We start from the raw sequence: 18,336 nt of genomic DNA on the forward strand, positions 1-18,336 counted from the left end.
GCCACTCGGGCCTGAACGTGCAGTCCCGTGTGGATGACACTGCCAGTCGGCCCTGAACGTTCCACTCCGTACGTTCAGCATCGAGTGGCAGTGCACATTGCGCTGTCAGGTGCTCCCTGAGGGCCCACAACGGCCGTAGGCGAGATCCCGCGACGATATTGAGGTAGTCCGCGTGTCCCTAAATGTATGTGTTTGCGCCTAGAACCCTGCGGTCCGCAGGATGGCCGCAGTCGCGATGGCACCCTCACGAAGAATGTGTGGCTCCGTGCCCGTGCAGTCCACGATGGTCGAGGCGACGGCGATGGGGGCAAGGCCCGCGTCAAGCGTGAGGTCGGACATCTTGATCAGACGTCCCTCGACGTCAGAAGCGCTCGTGGCAGAGGCAGCCCCGTGCGTGTTTGCGCTTGTCGTGGCGAGAGGCACGCCCAGCTCACGCGCTATGTCACGCACGAGCCTAGAGTCAGGGCAGCGCAGGGCGATGGTGGCAAGGGCAGGAGCGTCACCGGCATCGCCTCTCGCAACGACTCGACGCAGCGAATACTCATCTGGCACAAGGGCGCTTGCCTCTACGACCAGCGTGAGCGCCCCTGGCCAGTATCTCTTGGCTAGGGCCTGTGCCCATGCGGGGACATTGCAGCCGTAGAGGTTAAGATCACGTGCGTCGGCCACAAGCCAAGGCAGGGTCTGCGCGCGGTTGCGCCCCTTGATGTCAAAGATGCGCTCCAGGCCAGGATTTCCCGGAATCGCGGCACAGCTTATGCCATAGACAGAATCGGTCGGAATGACCACGACACCGCCTTCCAGAAGGAGTTTGGCAACGTCGCGCACGACGATGGCGCTCGGCTTCTCCTGGCTCACGGCGATGACCTTGTCGGTCTCGACGAGCGCTCCCCCGTCGGCGAGGTTGCCCTCACGCACGGCAACGAGCACGCGCGGCCTGTGGGTAAGATCATCTCGCACCTCGATGCGAGCCCAGCCACCCTGCTCGTGGCAGAGCTGTGCGGCAGTACCCACGCTGGTCTCGAAGAGCTCACAGACGAACATGCCGCCCGCACGAAGCGCCTGCGGCGCCAGCTTCAAAAGACGGCGAAACACGTCCAGGCCGTCCGCTCCCCCGTCGAGCGCCAAACCAGGCTCAAAGCCCGCAACCTCGTAGGGCAGGGTCGACAGCACGGCACTCGGGATATAGGGAGGATTGGACACGAGCAAGTCGAAGGTACCCATGAGTCCCTCGTCTACGCCAGAGGCAAGGTCGCACTCCATGACGTCAATCGCCCTCGCAAGACCCAGCGCATCGCGATTGCGCATAGCAAGGCTCACGGCAAGCTGCGAGACATCGGTTGTTGTCACGTGCACACCCGGCCGCTCCGAGGCGATGGAGCAACAGATGCAGCCGGTGCCGCAACCGATCTCGAGCACCTGGGCACTGTGACCTGCAGCCTTGGCCGCATCCACGCCGAGAAGCGCCGCATCCACCAGGATCTCGGTCTCTGGCCTCGGAATGAGCACTCCCCTCTCGCAGCGCAGTATGATATGGCGAAAGGGCATCTCGCCCGTCACGTATTGCAGGGGCTCTCCGCGCCCACGGCGCAGCACGCCATCGTGCATGGCAGCAAGTTCCTTGGGCGTGAGAACGCGACCGAAGCCGGTGTAGATCTCGATGCGCGAGAGGCCGCAGGCATTGCTGATGAGCCACTCCGCCGAGAGGCGCGGGTGTTCGTCACCCTTCTCTGCAAGGTAGCCTCGCGTCCAGTCGAGGATGCGTTTGACGGTCCAAGTCTCCTCTGCCATGAAGCCTCCCAATGAGCTGGGCCCTCTGCGCTCCTATGTGGCGACCATGGGTACCCCCTGCACGGTACTGACCGGAGCCGTGTGCCCCTGCCCGTGCGCACAGGCCAGACTCAGACGGCCTTGGCCAGCTTATCCGCACGGTCGGCCGCTGCCAGGGCGTCGATCACGGAGGGTAGGGTATCGCCCAGGAGCACGCCGTTGTAGGTGCCATTGAAACCGATGCGGTGGTCGGTTACGCGATCCTGCGGCTGGTTGTAGGTACGGATCTTCTCGGAGCGGTTGCCATGGCCTATCTGCGCGAGGCGATTGGCCCCCTGCTCTGCCTGTTGCTTCTCAAGCTCCATCTCGTAGAGGCGGGCACGAAGCATCTGCATGCAGACCTCTCGGTTCTGTATCTGCGAGCGCTGTTCCTGCGACTGCACCACGGTGTTTGTGGGCAGGTGCGTGATGCGCACGGCCGAGTAGGTCGTATTGACGCCCTGGCCACCGGGGCCTGACGCGCAGTAGGTATCGATGCGCAGGTCCTCCTGGTTGATCTGGATGTCGATCTCGTCTGCTTCGGGGAGCACGGCGACGGTGGCCGTTGAGGTCTGGATGCGGCCCTGGCTCTCGGTCTTGGGGATGCGCTGCACGCGATGGACACCGCTCTCGTACTTCATAACGGAATAGACCTTGTCTCCCATGAGCTTGAACTCGATGGTCTTGTACCCCCCTGCCTCGGACGGACTCGCCGAGAGGACCTCGACCTTCCACTTGCGCGCCTGCGCAAGGCGGCCGTACATGTCAAAGAGGTCACCCGCGAAGATGGCCGCCTCGTCGCCGCCCACGCCGGCGCGAATCTCGACGATGGTGTCTTTCTCGTCGTTGGGATCCCCGGGGATGAGCATGACCTTGATCTCGTCTTCGAGAGCAGGTAGTTTCTCCTCGTTTTCTGAGATATCCTGCTGCAGCATCTCCTTCTCCTCTGAGTCGGAGGCCTCGTGCAGCATCTCCTTCGCGGCATCGATGTCATTGAGGGCACCGAGGTACTCGCGAGCCTTGGCCACGAGCTCAGCCTGACTGGCATGCTCCTTGGCAATGCGTGCATATTCCTTGGGATCGGCGACGACCCCTGGGTCCATCATCTTCTTCTCGAGCTCCTCGTACGCAGCGATGAGCCTCTCTAGCTTGTCACGCATGGTTGTCTCCTCGCACTGGTCAGCTTTGCCAGTCTACCACGCACAAGCGCGCTTCATGCATGGGGGCAAGTGGAACATGCCGCGTTCACGGCATGACCGGGCATGTCCTAGAGCCTCGGCGCACCCTGACTGCTGCCATTTCGCATCAGTCCCGCGCGTCTCTCTGGTAAAATGATCTGTAATGGTCATGGATACCATTGACAGGTGCTTGACCCGATCGATAGCGGAGTAAAGGGAGCGAACATGTTCTGTCCTAACTGCGGAGCTCAATTGGAAGACGGTGCCACGTTCTGCACGCACTGCATAACGGAGATAAAGCCACGGCAAAACCCGACGCCAACACCAGCCCAAGCGGGCGCTGCTCCACAGGCTCCTATGGGGCAACCGAGCGCAGGGCATGAGGCTCCTACGGCCCAGGGACCCATGTGGACGACTACGGCACAGTTTGGCACAGGCGTCCAAGGCACGCCAGCCCAACCGGGCGCACAGGCAGGCACAGCCCAGACGGGCATGTGGGCGCAGGGGCCCACAACTACGCCGAGCACAGGGGCACCCGCGACCACGCCGGGCAGTGGGGCACAGGCAGGCCCAGGCGCGCCGACTCAGCCCAGCCCGTGGCCGCAGCGGGGCGCGGGCGCAGGTCCAAAGGCGCAGGCGGGCGCCTGGCAACCCTCGTCACAGCCCAAGGCACAGGCGGGCCCGGGCGCACCGGCGCAGCCCAGCCCGTGGCCGCAGCCGAGCGCGGGCGCAGGTCCAAAGCCGCAGGCGGGCACAGCCCAGACGGGCATGTGGGCGCAGGGGCCCACGACTACGCCGAGCACAGGGGCACCCGCGACCACGCCGAGCAGCGGGGCACAGGCAGGCCCAAGCGCACCGGCACAACCCAGCCCGTGGCCGCAGCGGGGCGCGGGCGCAGGTCCAAAGGCGCAGGCGGGCGCCTGGCAACCCTCGTCACAGCCCAAGGCACAGGCGGGCCCGGGCGCACCGGCGCAGCCCAGCCCGTGGCCGCAGCCGAGCGCGGGCGCAGGTCCAAAGCCGCAGGCGGGCACAGCCCAGACGGGCATGTGGGCGCAGGGGCCCACGACTACGCCGAGCACAGGGGCACCCGCGACCACGCCGGGCAGCGGGGCACAGGCCAGCCCAGGCGCGCCGACCCAGCCCAGCCCGTGGCCGCAGTCGGGCGCGGGCGCAGGTCCAAAGCCGCAGGGCCCCTCAAGAATGGGTCCGCAGGCCACCACGGCCCCACCTGAGACAGGTACGCGGGGAGCCACAACTCCGAAAGCCCCCTCGAGCACAGGCACACAACCGGACGCAAAAGCCCAGACAAACGCAACCTCCACAGCCCAGACGAGCGCAGATGAAGCACGGCCGAGTGCAAGCACTGAAGCCCAGCCAAGTCCCTGGAGGCCCGCACCCAAGACACGATCGAACGCCCTGACACAGGAGCGGAAAGCGCATTCATCTCTAAGTGCGTCCACGTCAGAGTCAGACGCCGATTCTCATGACATGCAGGAGCGAAAGGGCCCGTGGAGACCTGCCCCTAAGACGCCGATGAGTGCTCGGGCATGGGGTACACAGGCGCAGCCGGGCGCGGACGCAGGTCAAAAGGCGCAGCCGCAACCAAGCCCATGGGCACAGGCAGGGGCGGACACAGGTCCAAAGACAGAGGCACAGGCACGCCCCTGGGCGCAACCAGGCGCAAGCGCGCAGGCTCCCTCGAGCCTGAGCCCACATACCAGCACGACCCAGCCCTCAGGCACAGATGACCAAGCGATCGCGGCTCCGAAAGCCGAGCCAGACACGGGTACACAGGATGCGCAGACGCACGCAAGCGAGTGGATGTCAACGCCCATAGCACGACCTAGCTCAAAGGCGCGAGACACACAGGCCCAACCGCCCACGGCCGCGCAGTCAAGTACCAGCCCCACGGGCGCGCAGACACGGCCGGGAGCGGGCACCCAAGCAGCGCAAACACCCACCATGAAGCTGCCGCAGGACTCGCCCACCCCGGACCAAGCTACACCCTTTGGTACGCCGACGCAGTCCACGTGGCAGCCGACGTCTTCCCTCCCCGACCAGGCCATGCCAACCAACATGCCATCCAAGGATACGAACGCGCAGACGCGCAAGAGGGGGCGCGGTTCCCTCCTTGTGGCGGCACTCGCGCTCGTCGCCGTCATAGCTGCAGTCTGGTTTTTCGTTCTCCCCGCCATCTCCGGAACCGCAGCCAACGCTAAGATCTCGCAAGTGCTTACGGGAAGCGGCGACGTTAGTGCCGTCCTGCCAAACGCGATCTGCAAAAACGTTTCCGGGAACCAGCCCATGTACTTCTCGAACGAAGCGATGGCTCAGTTTATCACCAACAAGGCCAATGGCCTCGAGCGCCAAGCACCAAAGGATCTCGACGGGCTCCTGCAACTGAGCGACCAAGAGCTTGACCAGCTCAATGGACAGTGGGCCCTTGCCAACTTCGATTACCGCAGTTCAAGCTCATCTACTCTCTCCGCATCGAGCACGGGCATCGTCGCATACATGACCGTCGTGAAGACCAGTGGACTCACAAGCCAGCAGCTTGTTGATACGATCCAGAAGTCCGGCCTCGACTTCGACCACGCGGGCGCGGTCGAAGTCACGACAATTGACTTGCAGCGCTTTATCGACTCCACCCCCATCAATGCCTATGTCGGTAACAGTAAGTACGGTCTCGACCTCTACGATATCGTGAGAGGCGACAAGATCTCCAACTACACGAAGGCAAAGAGCGTCCATACAGCTTTATTCACAGGCCGCGCAAGCATGGGGTGGGCCGTCTCGATAGAGTACGACAACTACAGCATCATCGTACTCCTAAGTGGCACACCTGAGGCTATTCAGGAGAGCAGCAACCTCAAGGGCTTCGCCGACCTGTACAACTCGATGCAGTCTGATTACTACGTGCGCTAGAACACGAAAAGCGGGCCGATGCTGCAAGCCACAGACATATGCAAGGGCTACGGGGAGCGCCTGGTCTTAGATCAGGTCTCCCTTTCCTTTACAGACACCGGTCTCGCCTGCATCTTGGGACGCTCGGGCTGCGGCAAGACAACGCTCCTCAATATCTTGGGTGGCCTCGAGGGCGACTTTGAGGGAGAACTCGAAATCGACGGCAGGTCCACGAGGGACTTTCTCGAGACAGACTGGGACAGGTACAGGGGACAAGACGTCGGCTTCGTGTTCCAAGACGCGTCTCTCATCGGCTATCTGAGCGTAGGCGACAACGTGCGCTGCGCCCTCGACCTCAAAAACATCAGCAGTCCTGAGGTCGAGGGTCCTGTCGGCGGTGATCCAGACGCAGCTGTGGCCCAGGCGCTCGAGGCTGTCGGTCTGGGAGACTTTCAGGACAGAATGCCCAGCGAGCTCTCGGGCGGGGAGACCCAGCGCGTCGCCATCGCCCGGGCCATAGTCAAGGGTCCGCGTATCCTGCTTGCAGACGAACCCACAGGTTCGCTTGACCTCGCGAGCGGGGAGGGCGTTATGTGCACCCTCTCCACCATCGCCCAAGACTGTCTCGTCGTTATCGTGACGCATGACCAGGGGCTTGCCGAGCGCTACGCCGATCGCATCATCAGGCTGGGAGAGGGTACGGTCGAGAGCGACCTGACTCGGTCCGGGCCAGTGTCCGACGCCTGCGGGTCGCGCGCGGCAAAGGCTGACGACGCAGGTGATGGGGGCCTTGGGGGCCTAAGGCACCCGAGGCATCCGGGGCACGCTGGCATGTTTGCCCGTCTCATACGACAGCACTTGGGTAACAAGCTCCAACGCGCGCTCATCACGCTACTCGTCGCAACCATAGGCATCACGGGCACGGGCCTGACCTTTGCCGTCCAGAGCGGGGCACACGCCTACATGGACCGCATAGGCATCGCCTCCTTAGCCAGCAACCCGCTGGTCCTCAGACAGAACGGCACGCAGGCGTCGCTCGTGGGCGTCGCGCTCAGTGCCCTTGACACGCTCCATGGCAACGACCAGCAAGGCGGTGATGCCCCCAGCGAGGTGACGCTCAGCCATGTGGCCCAGAAGGTTGCGGCAACAGCCCTCGCGCACAGCAAGAAGAGCGACCTCGAGCAGTTCATGCGCTACGTGGACTCAGACCGTTCGCACATCCGGCAGAATGCCTATGACGTCCAGCGCCACTATGACGTCGGCATCAACCTCTATGACGCCAACGGTAGGCAGATCGTCCAGGATGGCAGGGTGACCATCCTCGACAACCTCTCGCTTGATCACATCTTTGGCAAGGATGGTGAGAGGGCCGTCTCGGACATCCTGCCTGACGCAGCGTCGCTACTGCGCGAGATCCCCTACAACGAGGAAACGGGCGCCAGTCCCTACGAGGTCATGGCCGGCCACATGCCCAACTCCTACGACGAAGCCGTCATCATCTGCGACCATGACGGACGCGTGTCCGACTACTTCGCCTATGCCACTGGCTTGGCAGACCTCGAGGGCATCCGCGAGGTGTCCGTTGACCTTATGATGGGCAAGGATGTCCGCATCCCGGGCCTTGATGACGCATATTCCTTCGAGAGGCTGTTGGGACTCGAGTTTGACATCGTGCCCCAGAGCGACTACTACTACAAGGGTGACGGAGGCTGGGACCTTGCCAATGGCAACGCCAGACGCATGAAGGACGTCCTCGCAAGCGCCCCGAAACTCAGGATCGTCGGCGTCGTACGTGCATCTGACAAGATAGCCAGCGTCCCCGAGGTAGGCGCCATAGGCTACAGTTCCAAGCTTATCCCATGGGTCATAGATCACAACAGCTCGAGCGAGATAGCGCGTCAGCAGGCGGGCAGCCCCAACGTGGACGTCTTCACCGGAGTGGACTTCGCGTCCGAGTCGAGGGGTTCCAACCGCGCGATAGAGGCAGAGCGTACCAGAAATGCGCTTCTCTCGGCCATCGACAGCTCCCTGCTCTCGCAAAGAAAGCTCGACTACCTCAAGAGCCTCAATGACGAGCAGGTCATGGCCTTGGGCGATCGCTTTAAGGACTACTTTGACGCCTCAGGCAGACTCTATGTGTCGCAGGATGACGTGCGCAAGGTCGCCGCGCTTCCTGATGACCAGTTCACAGCCATCATCGAGTCATATGCACCCGCAACCCTGAATCATGCCTATCAAGAGAACATGGACAAGCTCGGTGTGGCCGACTTATACGAACCGACATCAATCCAGATCTTCCCATCGAGCGTGGAGGGGCGCGAGCAAATCATCAGTGAGCTTGACTCCTATAACGCCACCCTCGCAGACGGTGAGGTACCCGTGACCTATGCCAGCCTCAACCAGGCCGAGGTCGATCAGGTAACGAGCGTCATCAGCCTCGTGAGCTGGGCACTGATCATCCTCATGATCTTGGCCTTGGGACTGAGCGCCATCATGATCTTTTCGGTGACATCCGTGGCTGTCATCGAACGGCGGCGAGAGATCGGCATCCTGCGTGCGCTGGGAGCATCGAGGCGTGATGTCGTCTTACTGTTCTGCTGGGAAAACGTAACCGTGGGGATGTGCGCGGGCATCCTCGGCGCACTCTTTGCCCTGTTGCTGTCTGTCCCGCTGTCCCTCGTCATCCAAAGTCTGACGAAAGAGGCAGCTCTGGTATCCCCCTCACCGCTTATCATCCCCGTCTCGGTGGTAGTGGGAATGACGTTAAGTCTCGTCTCGGGTCTTACGCCCACCTTGCGTGCGACACAGACGGACCCTGCCCACGCGCTCAGGCAGGGCTGACGCACGGGACTGACCTAAGTTCACCTACAACTCGCCGAGGACCCACCCGAGAAGCTTACCTCTCCGGGCAAACTCCAGGCAAAGTTCCCGGGCGGCTGCCCTTGGACTGCCGCCCGGGAACTCATGGCTACTCTGCGGAGGTCTCCTCAACGGGCGCGACCTCGGTCGTCGCCTCGGTGGCCTCCACAGCTCCGGCCTCGGGTGCCTCGGGAGCCTTGGCAGCGTCCGCCTCAACAGTCTTGGCCTCGGACCTCTTGGCGTACTCAGCGGCACGCTTGGCCTTCTCGGCAGCCTTGGCCTCCTTGGCGGCCTTCTTCGCGGCAGCAGCCTCGGCGGCCTTCGCGGCCTTCTCGGCCTTGGCCTCCTGGGCCCTCTTGAGCTGGGCTGCGGCGGCACCACCAAACTTGTCAGAGAAGCGCTGGACACGCCCACCGGTGTCAACAAGCTTCTGCTGGCCGGTGTAGAAGGGATGGCACTTGTCACAGAGATCTATGGTCATCTCGCTCTTCGTGGAGCGGGTGACCCAGGTGTTGCCACAGGTGCAACGAACGGTGCATTCCACGTACTTGGGATGGATACCTTGCTTCATGTTTGGAACTCCCTTGGTTGGCCTGGTTTCCGACCAGGCGAGGATGGTACGCCCTTGGGGCCTTCCCTTAGGCTTCGAGCCGTATCACTGTATCAGATTTGTTCGCTCATGCCGATGCAGACGTAGTCAGATTGTGAAGACGGGGTGCAGAGCGCTAAGCTAGACGCAAAACAGAAGCGCTCTTGATCACCTGGCGCCGGCACGTGGCGCCCCGCACTGGTTGGAGACCAGCATGCTTCTTACAGTGGACATCGGCAACACGCAGACGACGCTTGGGCTCTTTAATGAGGCAGGACAGCTCCTGCGTCAGTGGCGCATGGCATCGGACAAGACCGACACGGCTGACGAGCTGCACGAGAGGCTCTTCGGCTACTTTTTGATGCTTGGCCTCGACCTCGCGGACGTGAGGCACGTGGCCATTGCCAGCGTCGTGCCCGTGCTGACACGAGAGTGGCACTACATGCTCGGCCATATCCTCGAGCAAGAGGACGTGCTCACGGTAGATGCGACGCGCGACTGCGGGATCAAGATCGCCATGCCAGACCCGCGCCAGGTCGGTGCCGACCGCATCGCCAACGCAGTGGCTGCGCGGGCATCCTATGGGGCGCCGGTCATCGTAGTCGACTTTGGAACGGCAACGAACATCGACGTCGTAGATGGGCGCGGTGCCTTTCGGGGAGGTGCCATCATGCCGGGCCTCATGCTCTCGGCGCGCGCGCTCTTCTCGCAGGCGGCACGCCTCTCGAGCGTGAGCCTCGTCGTGCCAGCGCACGCTTTGGGCACCGACACCGAGACGGCCGTGCAGTCAGGGATAGTGATAGGTGCGGCAGCGCAGGCGGAGGGTCTTGTCAGGCGCATCATAGATGAGCTAAGAGCGGAGGATCCCGGACTGAGCAAGGTGCCAATCGTGGGCACTGGGGGCCTCGTGCGGGAGATCGCGCGGGCGACAAATCTGTTTGATGCCCTCGATCCCGACCTCACCGTACGGGGCATCTACCAGATATGGGAGCATCGCGCCAAGAAACGCGAGGGCTAGGCTGGTAGGGGTGCACGGCAGGCCCTGTCCACCCGGTCACACCTGAACCGCCGCCACCGCACCCATCGCGACCCTCGCTACTCCTCCCGCCAATCGAGCTCACCCAGCTCGGAGACCACATGGCCCACACGCTCCTCTGGAGCATAGACGGGAACGCCCGCATGCATCAGGAAGCGCACCGGATCATGCAGGAGATCCTCCATCGGGACGAGAACGTAGTCCCTCTCGCCCAGATGCGGATGGGGCAGCGTGAGCCTCTTGCCCGCATGCTGCTCCCCCTCGACGAAGACGAGGTCACAGTCAATGGTGCGAGGCCCGTGACCGGCGAGCTTGGGATCGCGCACACGCTTGAGCTCATCCTCCACGCCAAGCAGGGCATCGAGCAGCACGAGCGGATGGAGCTCCGTGCGAATCTCCGCCACGGCGTTGGCAACCGGCGTCGCGATGTTGTAGGCCGGCTCGGTCTCGTACGCACGGCTCACCAGAACAACCCGGGTAAGCGGAATCTTGTTGATGAGCTTGACCGCATGGGTAAGGTTACCCACGCGGTCACCAACGTTCGACCCAAGTGACACGAAGGCCTGACGCGCATCAGCCTTGGCGACGGACCAGTAGCCATTGATGGCCTGCACCGTCGCCGCAACGTCATGCACACGCACGATACGCGAGCCGTCCTCTATGGCAGAGAGGCACATGCCGACGCTGGCCGCATCCCGCTCCCGTGCCTCCCGGATGCCCGACACCGCACCGACCGAGCGCTTGCGCGAGAGGGCAGTGATGACCGGATAGCCCATGGAGACGAGCTTTCTCGTGGCTCGCTCGATGACGATGTCCTCATCGGCAGACTTGTCAAAGCCAGGACCGGGGTCTATACAGATGCGATCGTGACTCACGCCGGCACGCATGAGCGTGCGGGCCTGGTCGCCCAGAAAGCCCATGACCTCACGCATGAGAGGGGCCTCCTCGGGCAGGGTGAAGCGGCGCGTGCTGGTGGGTACCGTGCGCGGCTGTACCGGGCGACGCGAACGGAGGCGCGGGGAGTCGAGCGTCACGGAACGACGGGTACTCACGCCCCTGATCTTGCTCCAATGCATGATGATACAACCGCAGTTCGACTCGGCCGCCACGCGCGCCATTGCAGGATCACTAAAGCCCGAGACGTCGTTGATGATGGAGACACCAAGACGCACCGCAATCTTGGCGATGGCGGCATGACGGGTGTCAATGGACACGATCGCCGTGGGAGCCTCCGCGAGGATACCGCGAATGACGGGAATGACGCGATTGCCCTCCTCCTCGGGATCTACGGGCGTATGACCCGGACGCGTTGACTCACCGCCCACGTCGATGATATCGGCGCCCTCATCGAGCATCTGGAGCGCCCGGGCAATGGCCGCCTGCGGATCGAGGTTCTCCCCACCATCCGAGAAGGAATCTGGCGTGACGTTAAGGATGCCCATGACGCGCGGACGCGTCAGTGACAGCTCATGTCTGCCACAGCACCAGATTGAGTAATCCTCTCGAAGCATGGGTCGAACCTCCCGGGGCAAGGATGCCGCGCACCGTGCACAACAGCACAATTGTCTCACTGATTGTAGCCTCTTACACCCCTATCGCAAAATCACGATGCCCCGGACCACCTCACGCCCATTCGACGCGAGCCACGCGCGCATGCCCGTCACTACCAATCGAACGCCCCTGCGATGTCACAGTCGCACACGAGGTCTGCCCGACCATCCTGCGGGGTTCCCCCCATGTTGCATATCACGAGGTCATCCCCAGAGAAGTACTGCACGAGCCCTGCGGCCGGATACACGACGAGCGACGTCCCGCCGATGATTAGCATGTCACAGTGCGAGATGGCGTCCACTGCAGCCACGATGTCCCTCTCGTCGAGCGCCTCCTCATAGAGCACCACGTCGGGCTTCACGCGACCGCCACAACTCTCGCAGACAGGCACACCCTCGGTTGACAGCACCCATTCCTGCGAGTAGACGGTACCGCAGCTCTGGCAGACGTTGCGGTGTGTTGAGCCATGCAGCTCTATCACGTGCTTGGAGCCCGCCGCCTGGTGCAGGCCATCGATGTTTTGCGTGATGACGGCGCTCAGCTTGCCCTCAGCCTCGAGCTGAGCGAGCTTCTTGTGCGCCTGGTTGGGGCGGGCCTCGGGCGCGCACATCATCTTGCGGTAGAAGTCGAAGAACTCCTCGGGGTGTTGCAGGTAGAAGTGGTGACTCAGCAGCTCCTCGGGCGAGTAGCTAGTCGAGAAGTGCTGGTTGTAGAGGCCGGAGGGACTCCTGAAGTCGGGTATGCCGCTTGCCGTCGAGACACCCGCACCACCAAAGAAAACCACGTCTTTCGCCCGCTCGACCCTCTCTTTGAGCTGCTTTGCCGCCTCGGCCGCGTTGGTGATCGTCTGTGCCATACCTGCCTCCCGTCATAGCCTTCACTTCCAGTATCCTACCGCGCCTCGTGCGAGCGCGTCGCGGGCATTCGACGGTTTTGCGCAGACGGCAGCCCCCTCGTCGAGGAAATTGGGGAAACTGTAGACAACAAGACCGAGGAAAAGAGGCCTTATCCCATGACAGCACTCGACACCAACATATCGGACTGCGCCCTCGTCTTCGAGGGTGGCGGCTATCGCGGTGCCTATACGGCAGGGTTTGCCCGCGTCCTCCTCGAGCAACAGTTCCACTTCGGCTTCGTGTGCGGTCTCTCTGCGGGGGCAAGCCACACCGTCGATTACACCTCACGCGACCTGCATCGAACACGCGCGGCGTTTCTCGCCAGGAAGCCAGCGGGCGTACAGATTGGCGGCATACGGTCGATCGTCCAGGGCACGGGCCTCTTCAACGCCGATTACCTCTATGCGGGTTGCGTCGAGGACGGCTTTCTGCCCTTTGACTGGGAGACGTTTTGCGCAAACCCCGCTCAGATTCGCATTCAGACGTTCGAGCGTGACACCGGCAGAACCGTAACGTTTGGCAAAGAGGACATGCCGGATGTCATGACCATGATCAACCTCGTGCGCGCAAGCTCCACCCTGCCGGGCGCCATGAAGCCGCTTCCCGTAAACGGCAGGGTGCTGCTGGACGGTGGTTTGGGCAAGGGGGCCGGCATCCCTGTCAGACTGGCTGAGGAGGCGGGCTACCGACGTTTCTTCTTTGTGGCAACGCGTCCCAAGGGCTATCGCAAGCAACCCCCCACCAAGCGCGAGCTGCGCATGCAGAACCTCGTCTCACGCGACTACCCCTATCTACGCAACGCCATGCTCACCCGCTGGGAGCGCTACAACGAGGAACTCGCCCGCATGGAGCGGCTCGCACGAGAGGGGCGCTGCCTCATCGTCTATCCCGACGCCATGCCCGTCGAGAGCGACACGCTGAGCACGGCAAGGCTGACCGAGGCCTACGACCGGGGTCACGCGCAAGGCATGCGCGACCTGCCGATATGGCGCGAGTTTCTCTTTGGGTCCGCCGACGCGGGACCGCATCCCGATCCCTCCGCGATTCAGGCCCAGATCCGCGAGGCGGATGGTGATGACGGGTACATCGTCATCGAGCCGTAGGCATGGCCTGTGCGAGAGACCACACACGCAAAGGGATGGAGGACCCTCCCTGACCTCAGACGGTAGGGCATGAGGCCCGGGGTTGCCGCAAGAAAGTCAGGCGCACCCAGACCGTCCCTGTCAACCAGACACAACTTCCCAGCAGAAGGAGACATTGTGAGTGATACGCCCAGTACCCCCACGACCGACTCAGACACCGACGCGAGCGAGCTCACGCTCGTATCGTGGAACGTAAACGGCCTGCGCGCCGTACTCAAAAAGGAGCCAAGCTTTGCCGAGGTCTTTAACTCCTGCTCGGCAGACGTCTTCGCCATCCAGGAGACCAAGCTCCAGGAGGGGCAGGTGGACCTTGACATCCCGGGCTACGTGCAGACCTGGAGCTTCGCCAAGCGCAAGGGCTACTCAGGCACGGCGGTCTTCAGCAGGGAGGAGCCCCTGCAGGTGGTGCGCCAGATAGGATCTCCCGTGGCAGAGGACGAGGGTCGCGTCTGCGCCTTGGAGTTCACAGGCTACTGGTTCGTGAATGTCTACACGCCTAACTCGAAGAACGGTCTGGCCCGCCTCGACGAGCGCATGCTGTGGGACGAGCGCTACCGTAGCTTCCTGGCCGGACTCGCCAAAGAGAAGCCGGTCGTGAGCTGTGGGGACTTCAACGTCGCACACGAGGAGATAGACCTCAAGAACCCCGACACCAACCACCAGAACGCTGGTTTCTCGGATCAGGAGCGCGAGGGCTTCACGCGCCTTCTGGACGCTGGCTTCACGGACAGCTTCCGTAAGCTCTATCCCGATCGAGCGGATGCCTACAGCTGGTGGAGCTACCGCATGCGCGCCCGCGAGAGAAACGTGGGTTGGCGCATCGACTACTTCCTTGTGAGCGACGACGCGGCTGGTCGCATTACGGGGGCATCCATACTCGATGATGTCTACGGCAGCGACCACTGTCCCGTGGAGCTACGCATCAGGCTGTAGGGCCGTGGGGCGGGCGTGGGGCGGGCACTCGCACGCGACCGTTTGTGCTCCTCAGGGCGTGGGGCGGGTGCTTGACGCGACCGTTCGTGCTCCTCAGGGCGTGGGGCGGCGCAACGAAGGCAGGGGTATGCGGGCACGCTCACGCGCGACTCACGGCACGACAGCGCGACGTAGCGCCTCAAGGAAGCTGTCCGCGTCCGTTGTTGCGATGAGCTCCTGCGGAAAGTGCAGGTCCTCAAGCAGGCCGCGCACCCGCCCAAGACGACCAACGTCGTAGCTGATGTGGGCATCGGAGCCCGTCGAGACCATGCAGCCAAGCTCGGCCGCCCGACTCGCGATCGCACGACACGAGGCCGCAGCCTCGGTATGGTTGGCAAGGGTGGCCTCGTTTATCTCGACCATCTTGCCACGCTCCCTAGCAGACATGAGCACGGCGTCAACGTCAAAGGGAACTCCCGATCGTCCCAGATGGCCCAGGATGAGAACCTTTGGGTCCTCGAGCGCCCGTAGGTACATCTCGGTGGTCTTCGCGAGCGTCGCGCCCTTGGTGAAGTCATCGTTGTGAACCGAGGCGATCACGTAGTCACAGTCTTTGAACACGCGTTCCTTGAGCGTGGTGGACTCAGGAAGGAGCGTGCCGTTTATCTCCCGATCGACCGCAACGTCCCAGCCAAAGAGGTGACCCTCGAGGTCCACGATGTCCGCCTCACAGCCATGTAGCAGGCGTACGCCACACCACTCGCGTGGCCAACAGTGGTAGTTGATGAAGTACTGATGGTCGCGCAGATCATGCACATGCGCCCGCCTCGTGTCTTCGACCTCAGGAAACAACATCGACGAGTAGTGGTCGGTGGAGCCAAGGAGCCCTATGCCGAGCTCGGCGGCAGCCCGGACGTTCTCCTCGACAGTGGAGTAGGCATGACGCGAGTAGATCGTATGCGTATGTGTGTCGCAGCGTATGTGAAGCATGAACGTCCCCCTCGGCTATAGCGCACGGCATCGGGGCGAGGCACCCTGTTCTTGTGCCTCACCGATACCTCCTACGATACAGCAGCAGAGACGTTCGAGATGTCCAACAGACCGACGGTCGTTCCTGGCCCCCGTACCTGAGTCAGACTGACCCGACGCCAACGGTCTGACCCGACAGCAAGGGAGCGTGGAGTAATCGCTAGGGGCTACGTCTTAGAAGAGGCTTCGTGAGTCCGTGTGGGTGGGTAGTTGCGTCATCGCCCTGGCGGCGTGGGCGTCACCGCCCTGGTGGGGCGCAGGAGTGTACACAGATCGGCAAAAATGGTCCCTCGGTGCCGTTTCGGGGCATTTGTGTACACTGTTGCGCCGTGGGCTTGGGTTGTGGGTGGCCTTGGGATCACAATAGTGTACACAAATGGAAGGATCGGGCCTCTCCGCACCGGATTGGGGCGTTTGTGTACACTGTTGGGCTGTTGCGCTGTTGTGGACAGACGTGGGGACGCAATAGTGTACACAGATTGGCTAAAATGACCTCTCGGTGCCGTTTTGGGGCATTTGTGTACACTGTTGCGTCTCGCGAGGTGCCCCGTGGTGACGCAGGGGGACGCAATAGTGTACACAGATCGCCGAAAATGGCCTCTCGGCGCCGTTTTGGGGCATTTGTGTACACTGTTGCGACGCGAGTCGCGATACGAATCGCGACGCGAGCTGCGCCAGGTGGCACGAGCGCCTCGACCGCCATGGCGTGCCGGCGGCGCCTCCTCGCTGGCCCCTCTTGCTTGGTCGGGAAGACAGGCTCTGAGCGAGCGGCGTCGCCGCTAGGTTGGCATCTTCGCCGAGGCATCAACCCACACAAACCCCCGAAGAGCCTCTTAGAACCAGGGTTTATCCCCCCACACGTAGGTACGCTGAAAGTCCTCGTCGCTCTTCGTGAGGTAGATGATACCCTCGATCAGCCCACAGAGACCCATAAGGATTGGACCTATCAGGATGACCGCCCCAAAGATGGATATCAGAAGCATGGCGACGCCAGCACCCGTGTAACCCAGGTAGAACTTGTGGACGCCAAGCCCGCCGAGAAATATCGCCAACAGACCCGCTGCCAACCTGCCCTTCTCGGAATCCGTTCTGCGGACGCTTGCTGTCTGCGTACTTGGCACTGTGAGTACTTGCGTCTGATCATACGATGCCTGCGCAGAGACGGATACTTGCGGGAAACTTTGATCTGCTGCGCTAGGTGACAAGGGAGATCCATGTGGCGAGGGAGACCCATACATAGCCCTACAGTACTGTGCGGGTGTAATTGCGCCCGAAGACAGAAGAAGCTGCTGTATCTTCTTCATGGATTTACGCAGCTCTGTAACTTCTATGCTTAGCCTCGCAAGCTCGTCATCGGTAAGACGCCGCGCCCCTCGTGCCCTATCCTCCGGTATCGCTTTCGCAAGGGCAGTATATGACCCCGTCTCTTTGTTCGTGTTCGCATCTTCGAGCGCATTCTTCGCACCGAGCCCATCAGACTGAGAAACCGCAGTCTCCTCCTCGCCCTTGGACGCTTCCTCTACGATCCCCCTTTCGACCTCGCCAGCAGTCCGTGTCTCTGTGTAAACCACACCTGTGACGGTCTGGTCAGGGTCGTTAGCAACAACGGTTTTCATGGTTGGTGGCTCGCGAGGTGCCGCAGGAAGTGCCGCGCCTTCGGCGGGAAAGCTGTCGTCTGTGACCGTCGGCATAGCCTCACGGTCCTTCGCAACAGGTATGTACGTAGGAGCCGGCCCCGATGCTGAGACGGGCTTGTCACGAGCGGCTCTTTCTCCCACTGTCTCTGATACCGCACCCTCTACAAGGGAGGGCACAGCTGCGCTTACTTCCGCTACGGGGACTGTTGCCGTAGCGGACACATCGACCTGGGCGAGCGTTGTCGCAACCTGCGCGACATCTGAAGCTGCAACGGGCACAGTAGGGTACGTGTCTGATATCGTGCTCTGTCTTGGGTGGTAAGATGTTGTTGATTGGGTCGCCAGCGCGGTGGTTGGTGCTACCGGCACCACAGGCTGCACGCCAAAGACGGGGTTGCCACACCTAGAGCAAAATCGGGCGTTGGCTGGGAGGGAGTTTCCGCAGCGCGTACAAAACATGGTTCTCCTCCGATCTTTCCAGCCGTGCCTACGGTCAACGTAGGGGCGGGCACGAATACCGAAAGGACTCAAGGAACTAACGGGTGACACTATGTGTGGCATAGTAGCAGAGAGCAACGCTGGCCGACGGCTATTATGCAGATTGAGGTCATATGGGAATGGCGCCTGTGAAAGTACGTCCAGAACGCGCCAATCCAGTGGGCACAGTCGAGTCCCTCGAAATCGGCTCAGCAGCTCATGACGCGGAGCGATGGGGTTGGCGTTTTCCTATCTCTGATGTGACATGCTAAATCGAGTGGGCGTACGGCATCGCCTGCCAAAATCTGGTACCGCAC

The 18,336-nt window shown here is 62.3% G+C and carries 13 protein-coding genes and 1 pseudogene; 6 read left to right on the top strand and 8 right to left on the bottom strand.

Going from position 1 to position 18,336, the window contains the following annotated elements:
- Positions 1-198: 198 nt before the first annotated feature.
- Together prmC and prfA are read right to left on the bottom strand one after the other, a co-directional pair.
- The gene (gene prmC, locus ADJ70_RS15740; protein WP_050341240.1) at positions 199-1,791 is read right to left on the bottom strand and encodes a peptide chain release factor N(5)-glutamine methyltransferase; all 1,593 of its coding nucleotides are present in this window, start codon (positions 1,789-1,791) and stop codon (positions 199-201) included.
- 110 nt (positions 1,792-1,901) lie between these two features.
- Complete coding sequence (prfA, locus tag ADJ70_RS10455) at positions 1,902-2,969, bottom strand: peptide chain release factor 1 (protein WP_050341242.1); 1,068 nt, start codon at positions 2,967-2,969, stop codon at positions 1,902-1,904.
- Positions 2,970-3,481: 512 nt separating this feature from the next.
- On the opposite strand from prfA, the gene ADJ70_RS15415 reads away from it, so the two are divergent.
- The 3 genes from ADJ70_RS15415 (at position 3,482) to ADJ70_RS10475 (ending at position 8,732) form a co-directional block, all read left to right on the top strand.
- Entirely contained in the window at positions 3,482-4,219 is a 738-nt protein-coding gene (locus ADJ70_RS15415; RefSeq protein ID WP_050341244.1) for a hypothetical protein, read from the top strand.
- A gap of 730 nt (positions 4,220-4,949) precedes the next feature.
- Positions 4,950-5,912 (top strand): hypothetical protein, encoded by a 963-nt coding sequence (locus ADJ70_RS15420; protein ID WP_050341247.1) that lies wholly within the window; start codon positions 4,950-4,952, stop codon positions 5,910-5,912.
- A gap of 18 nt (positions 5,913-5,930) precedes the next feature.
- Positions 5,931-8,732 carry an ABC transporter ATP-binding protein/permease gene (locus tag ADJ70_RS10475; RefSeq protein ID WP_050341248.1) on the top strand — a complete coding sequence of 934 codons (2,802 nt, stop codon included), beginning with the start codon at positions 5,931-5,933 and terminating at the stop codon, positions 8,730-8,732.
- Positions 8,733-8,859: 127 nt separating this feature from the next.
- On the opposite strand, the gene rpmE is transcribed toward ADJ70_RS10475, so the two are convergent.
- Entirely contained in the window at positions 8,860-9,321 is a 462-nt protein-coding gene (gene rpmE, locus ADJ70_RS10480; RefSeq protein WP_050341250.1) for a 50S ribosomal protein L31, read from the bottom strand.
- 232 nt (positions 9,322-9,553) lie between these two features.
- Between rpmE and ADJ70_RS10485 the strand changes: the two genes are divergently transcribed.
- Positions 9,554-10,357 (top strand): type III pantothenate kinase, encoded by an 804-nt coding sequence (locus ADJ70_RS10485; RefSeq protein WP_050341252.1) that lies wholly within the window; start codon positions 9,554-9,556, stop codon positions 10,355-10,357.
- Positions 10,358-10,434: 77 nt separating this feature from the next.
- Here the strand turns inward: ADJ70_RS10485 and folP are convergent, their stop codons facing one another.
- Both folP and ADJ70_RS10495 read right to left on the bottom strand, forming a co-directional pair.
- Positions 10,435-11,886 carry a dihydropteroate synthase gene (folP, locus tag ADJ70_RS10490; RefSeq protein ID WP_050341254.1) on the bottom strand — a complete coding sequence of 484 codons (1,452 nt, stop codon included), beginning with the start codon at positions 11,884-11,886 and terminating at the stop codon, positions 10,435-10,437.
- Between the two features lie 152 nt (positions 11,887-12,038).
- Entirely contained in the window at positions 12,039-12,782 is a 744-nt protein-coding gene (locus tag ADJ70_RS10495) for an NAD-dependent protein deacylase (protein WP_050341256.1), read from the bottom strand.
- Between the two features lie 156 nt (positions 12,783-12,938).
- Between ADJ70_RS10495 and ADJ70_RS10500 the strand changes: the two genes are divergently transcribed.
- On the top strand, positions 12,939-13,925 hold the full coding sequence (locus tag ADJ70_RS10500; protein ID WP_050341257.1) for a patatin family protein: 987 nt from the start codon (positions 12,939-12,941) through the stop codon (positions 13,923-13,925).
- 156 nt (positions 13,926-14,081) lie between these two features.
- A complete protein-coding gene (locus ADJ70_RS10505; RefSeq protein ID WP_253273177.1) occupies positions 14,082-14,897 on the top strand; it encodes an exodeoxyribonuclease III in 816 nt (271 codons plus the stop codon).
- Positions 14,898-15,047: 150 nt separating this feature from the next.
- Here the strand turns inward: ADJ70_RS10505 and ADJ70_RS10510 are convergent, their stop codons facing one another.
- The 3 genes and pseudogenes from ADJ70_RS10510 to ADJ70_RS15745 form a co-directional block, all read right to left on the bottom strand.
- On the bottom strand, positions 15,048-15,866 hold the full coding sequence (locus tag ADJ70_RS10510) for a phosphatase (protein WP_050341259.1): 819 nt from the start codon (positions 15,864-15,866) through the stop codon (positions 15,048-15,050).
- An 872-nt stretch (positions 15,867-16,738) separates the two neighbouring features.
- Positions 16,739-17,596 (bottom strand): TM2 domain-containing protein, encoded by an 858-nt coding sequence (locus tag ADJ70_RS14220; RefSeq protein ID WP_253273178.1) that lies wholly within the window; start codon positions 17,594-17,596, stop codon positions 16,739-16,741.
- Positions 17,597-17,959: 363 nt separating this feature from the next.
- Positions 17,960-18,103, bottom strand: a pseudogene (locus tag ADJ70_RS15745) (hypothetical protein); the annotation flags it as partial.
- Positions 18,104-18,336 lie beyond the last annotated feature (233 nt).

It is taken from the genome of Olsenella sp. oral taxon 807 (assembly GCF_001189515.2).
Taxonomy (GTDB): Bacteria; Actinomycetota; Coriobacteriia; order Coriobacteriales; family Atopobiaceae; genus Olsenella_F.

Excerpts from the sequence above, each read along its gene's own strand:
- ADJ70_RS10495 (WP_050341256.1), bottom strand. The coding sequence starts at position 12,782 with ATGGCACAGACGATCACCAACGCGGCCGAGGCGGCAAAGCAGCTCAAA.
- ADJ70_RS10485 (WP_050341252.1), top strand. The coding sequence starts at position 9,554 with ATGCTTCTTACAGTGGACATCGGCAACACGCAGACGACGCTTGGGCTC.
- ADJ70_RS10475 (WP_050341248.1), top strand. The coding sequence starts at position 5,931 with ATGCTGCAAGCCACAGACATATGCAAGGGCTACGGGGAGCGCCTGGTC.
- ADJ70_RS14220 (WP_253273178.1), bottom strand. The coding sequence starts at position 17,596 with ATGCCGACGGTCACAGACGACAGCTTTCCCGCCGAAGGCGCGGCACTT.
- ADJ70_RS10510 (WP_050341259.1), bottom strand. The coding sequence starts at position 15,866 with ATGCTTCACATACGCTGCGACACACATACGCATACGATCTACTCGCGT.
- prmC (WP_050341240.1), bottom strand. The coding sequence starts at position 1,791 with ATGGCAGAGGAGACTTGGACCGTCAAACGCATCCTCGACTGGACGCGA.
- ADJ70_RS10500 (WP_050341257.1), top strand. The coding sequence starts at position 12,939 with ATGACAGCACTCGACACCAACATATCGGACTGCGCCCTCGTCTTCGAG.
- rpmE (WP_050341250.1), bottom strand. The coding sequence starts at position 9,321 with ATGAAGCAAGGTATCCATCCCAAGTACGTGGAATGCACCGTTCGTTGC.
- prfA (WP_050341242.1), bottom strand. The coding sequence starts at position 2,969 with ATGCGTGACAAGCTAGAGAGGCTCATCGCTGCGTACGAGGAGCTCGAG.
- ADJ70_RS15420 (WP_050341247.1), top strand. The coding sequence starts at position 4,950 with ATGAAGCTGCCGCAGGACTCGCCCACCCCGGACCAAGCTACACCCTTT.
- folP (WP_050341254.1), bottom strand. The coding sequence starts at position 11,886 with ATGCTTCGAGAGGATTACTCAATCTGGTGCTGTGGCAGACATGAGCTG.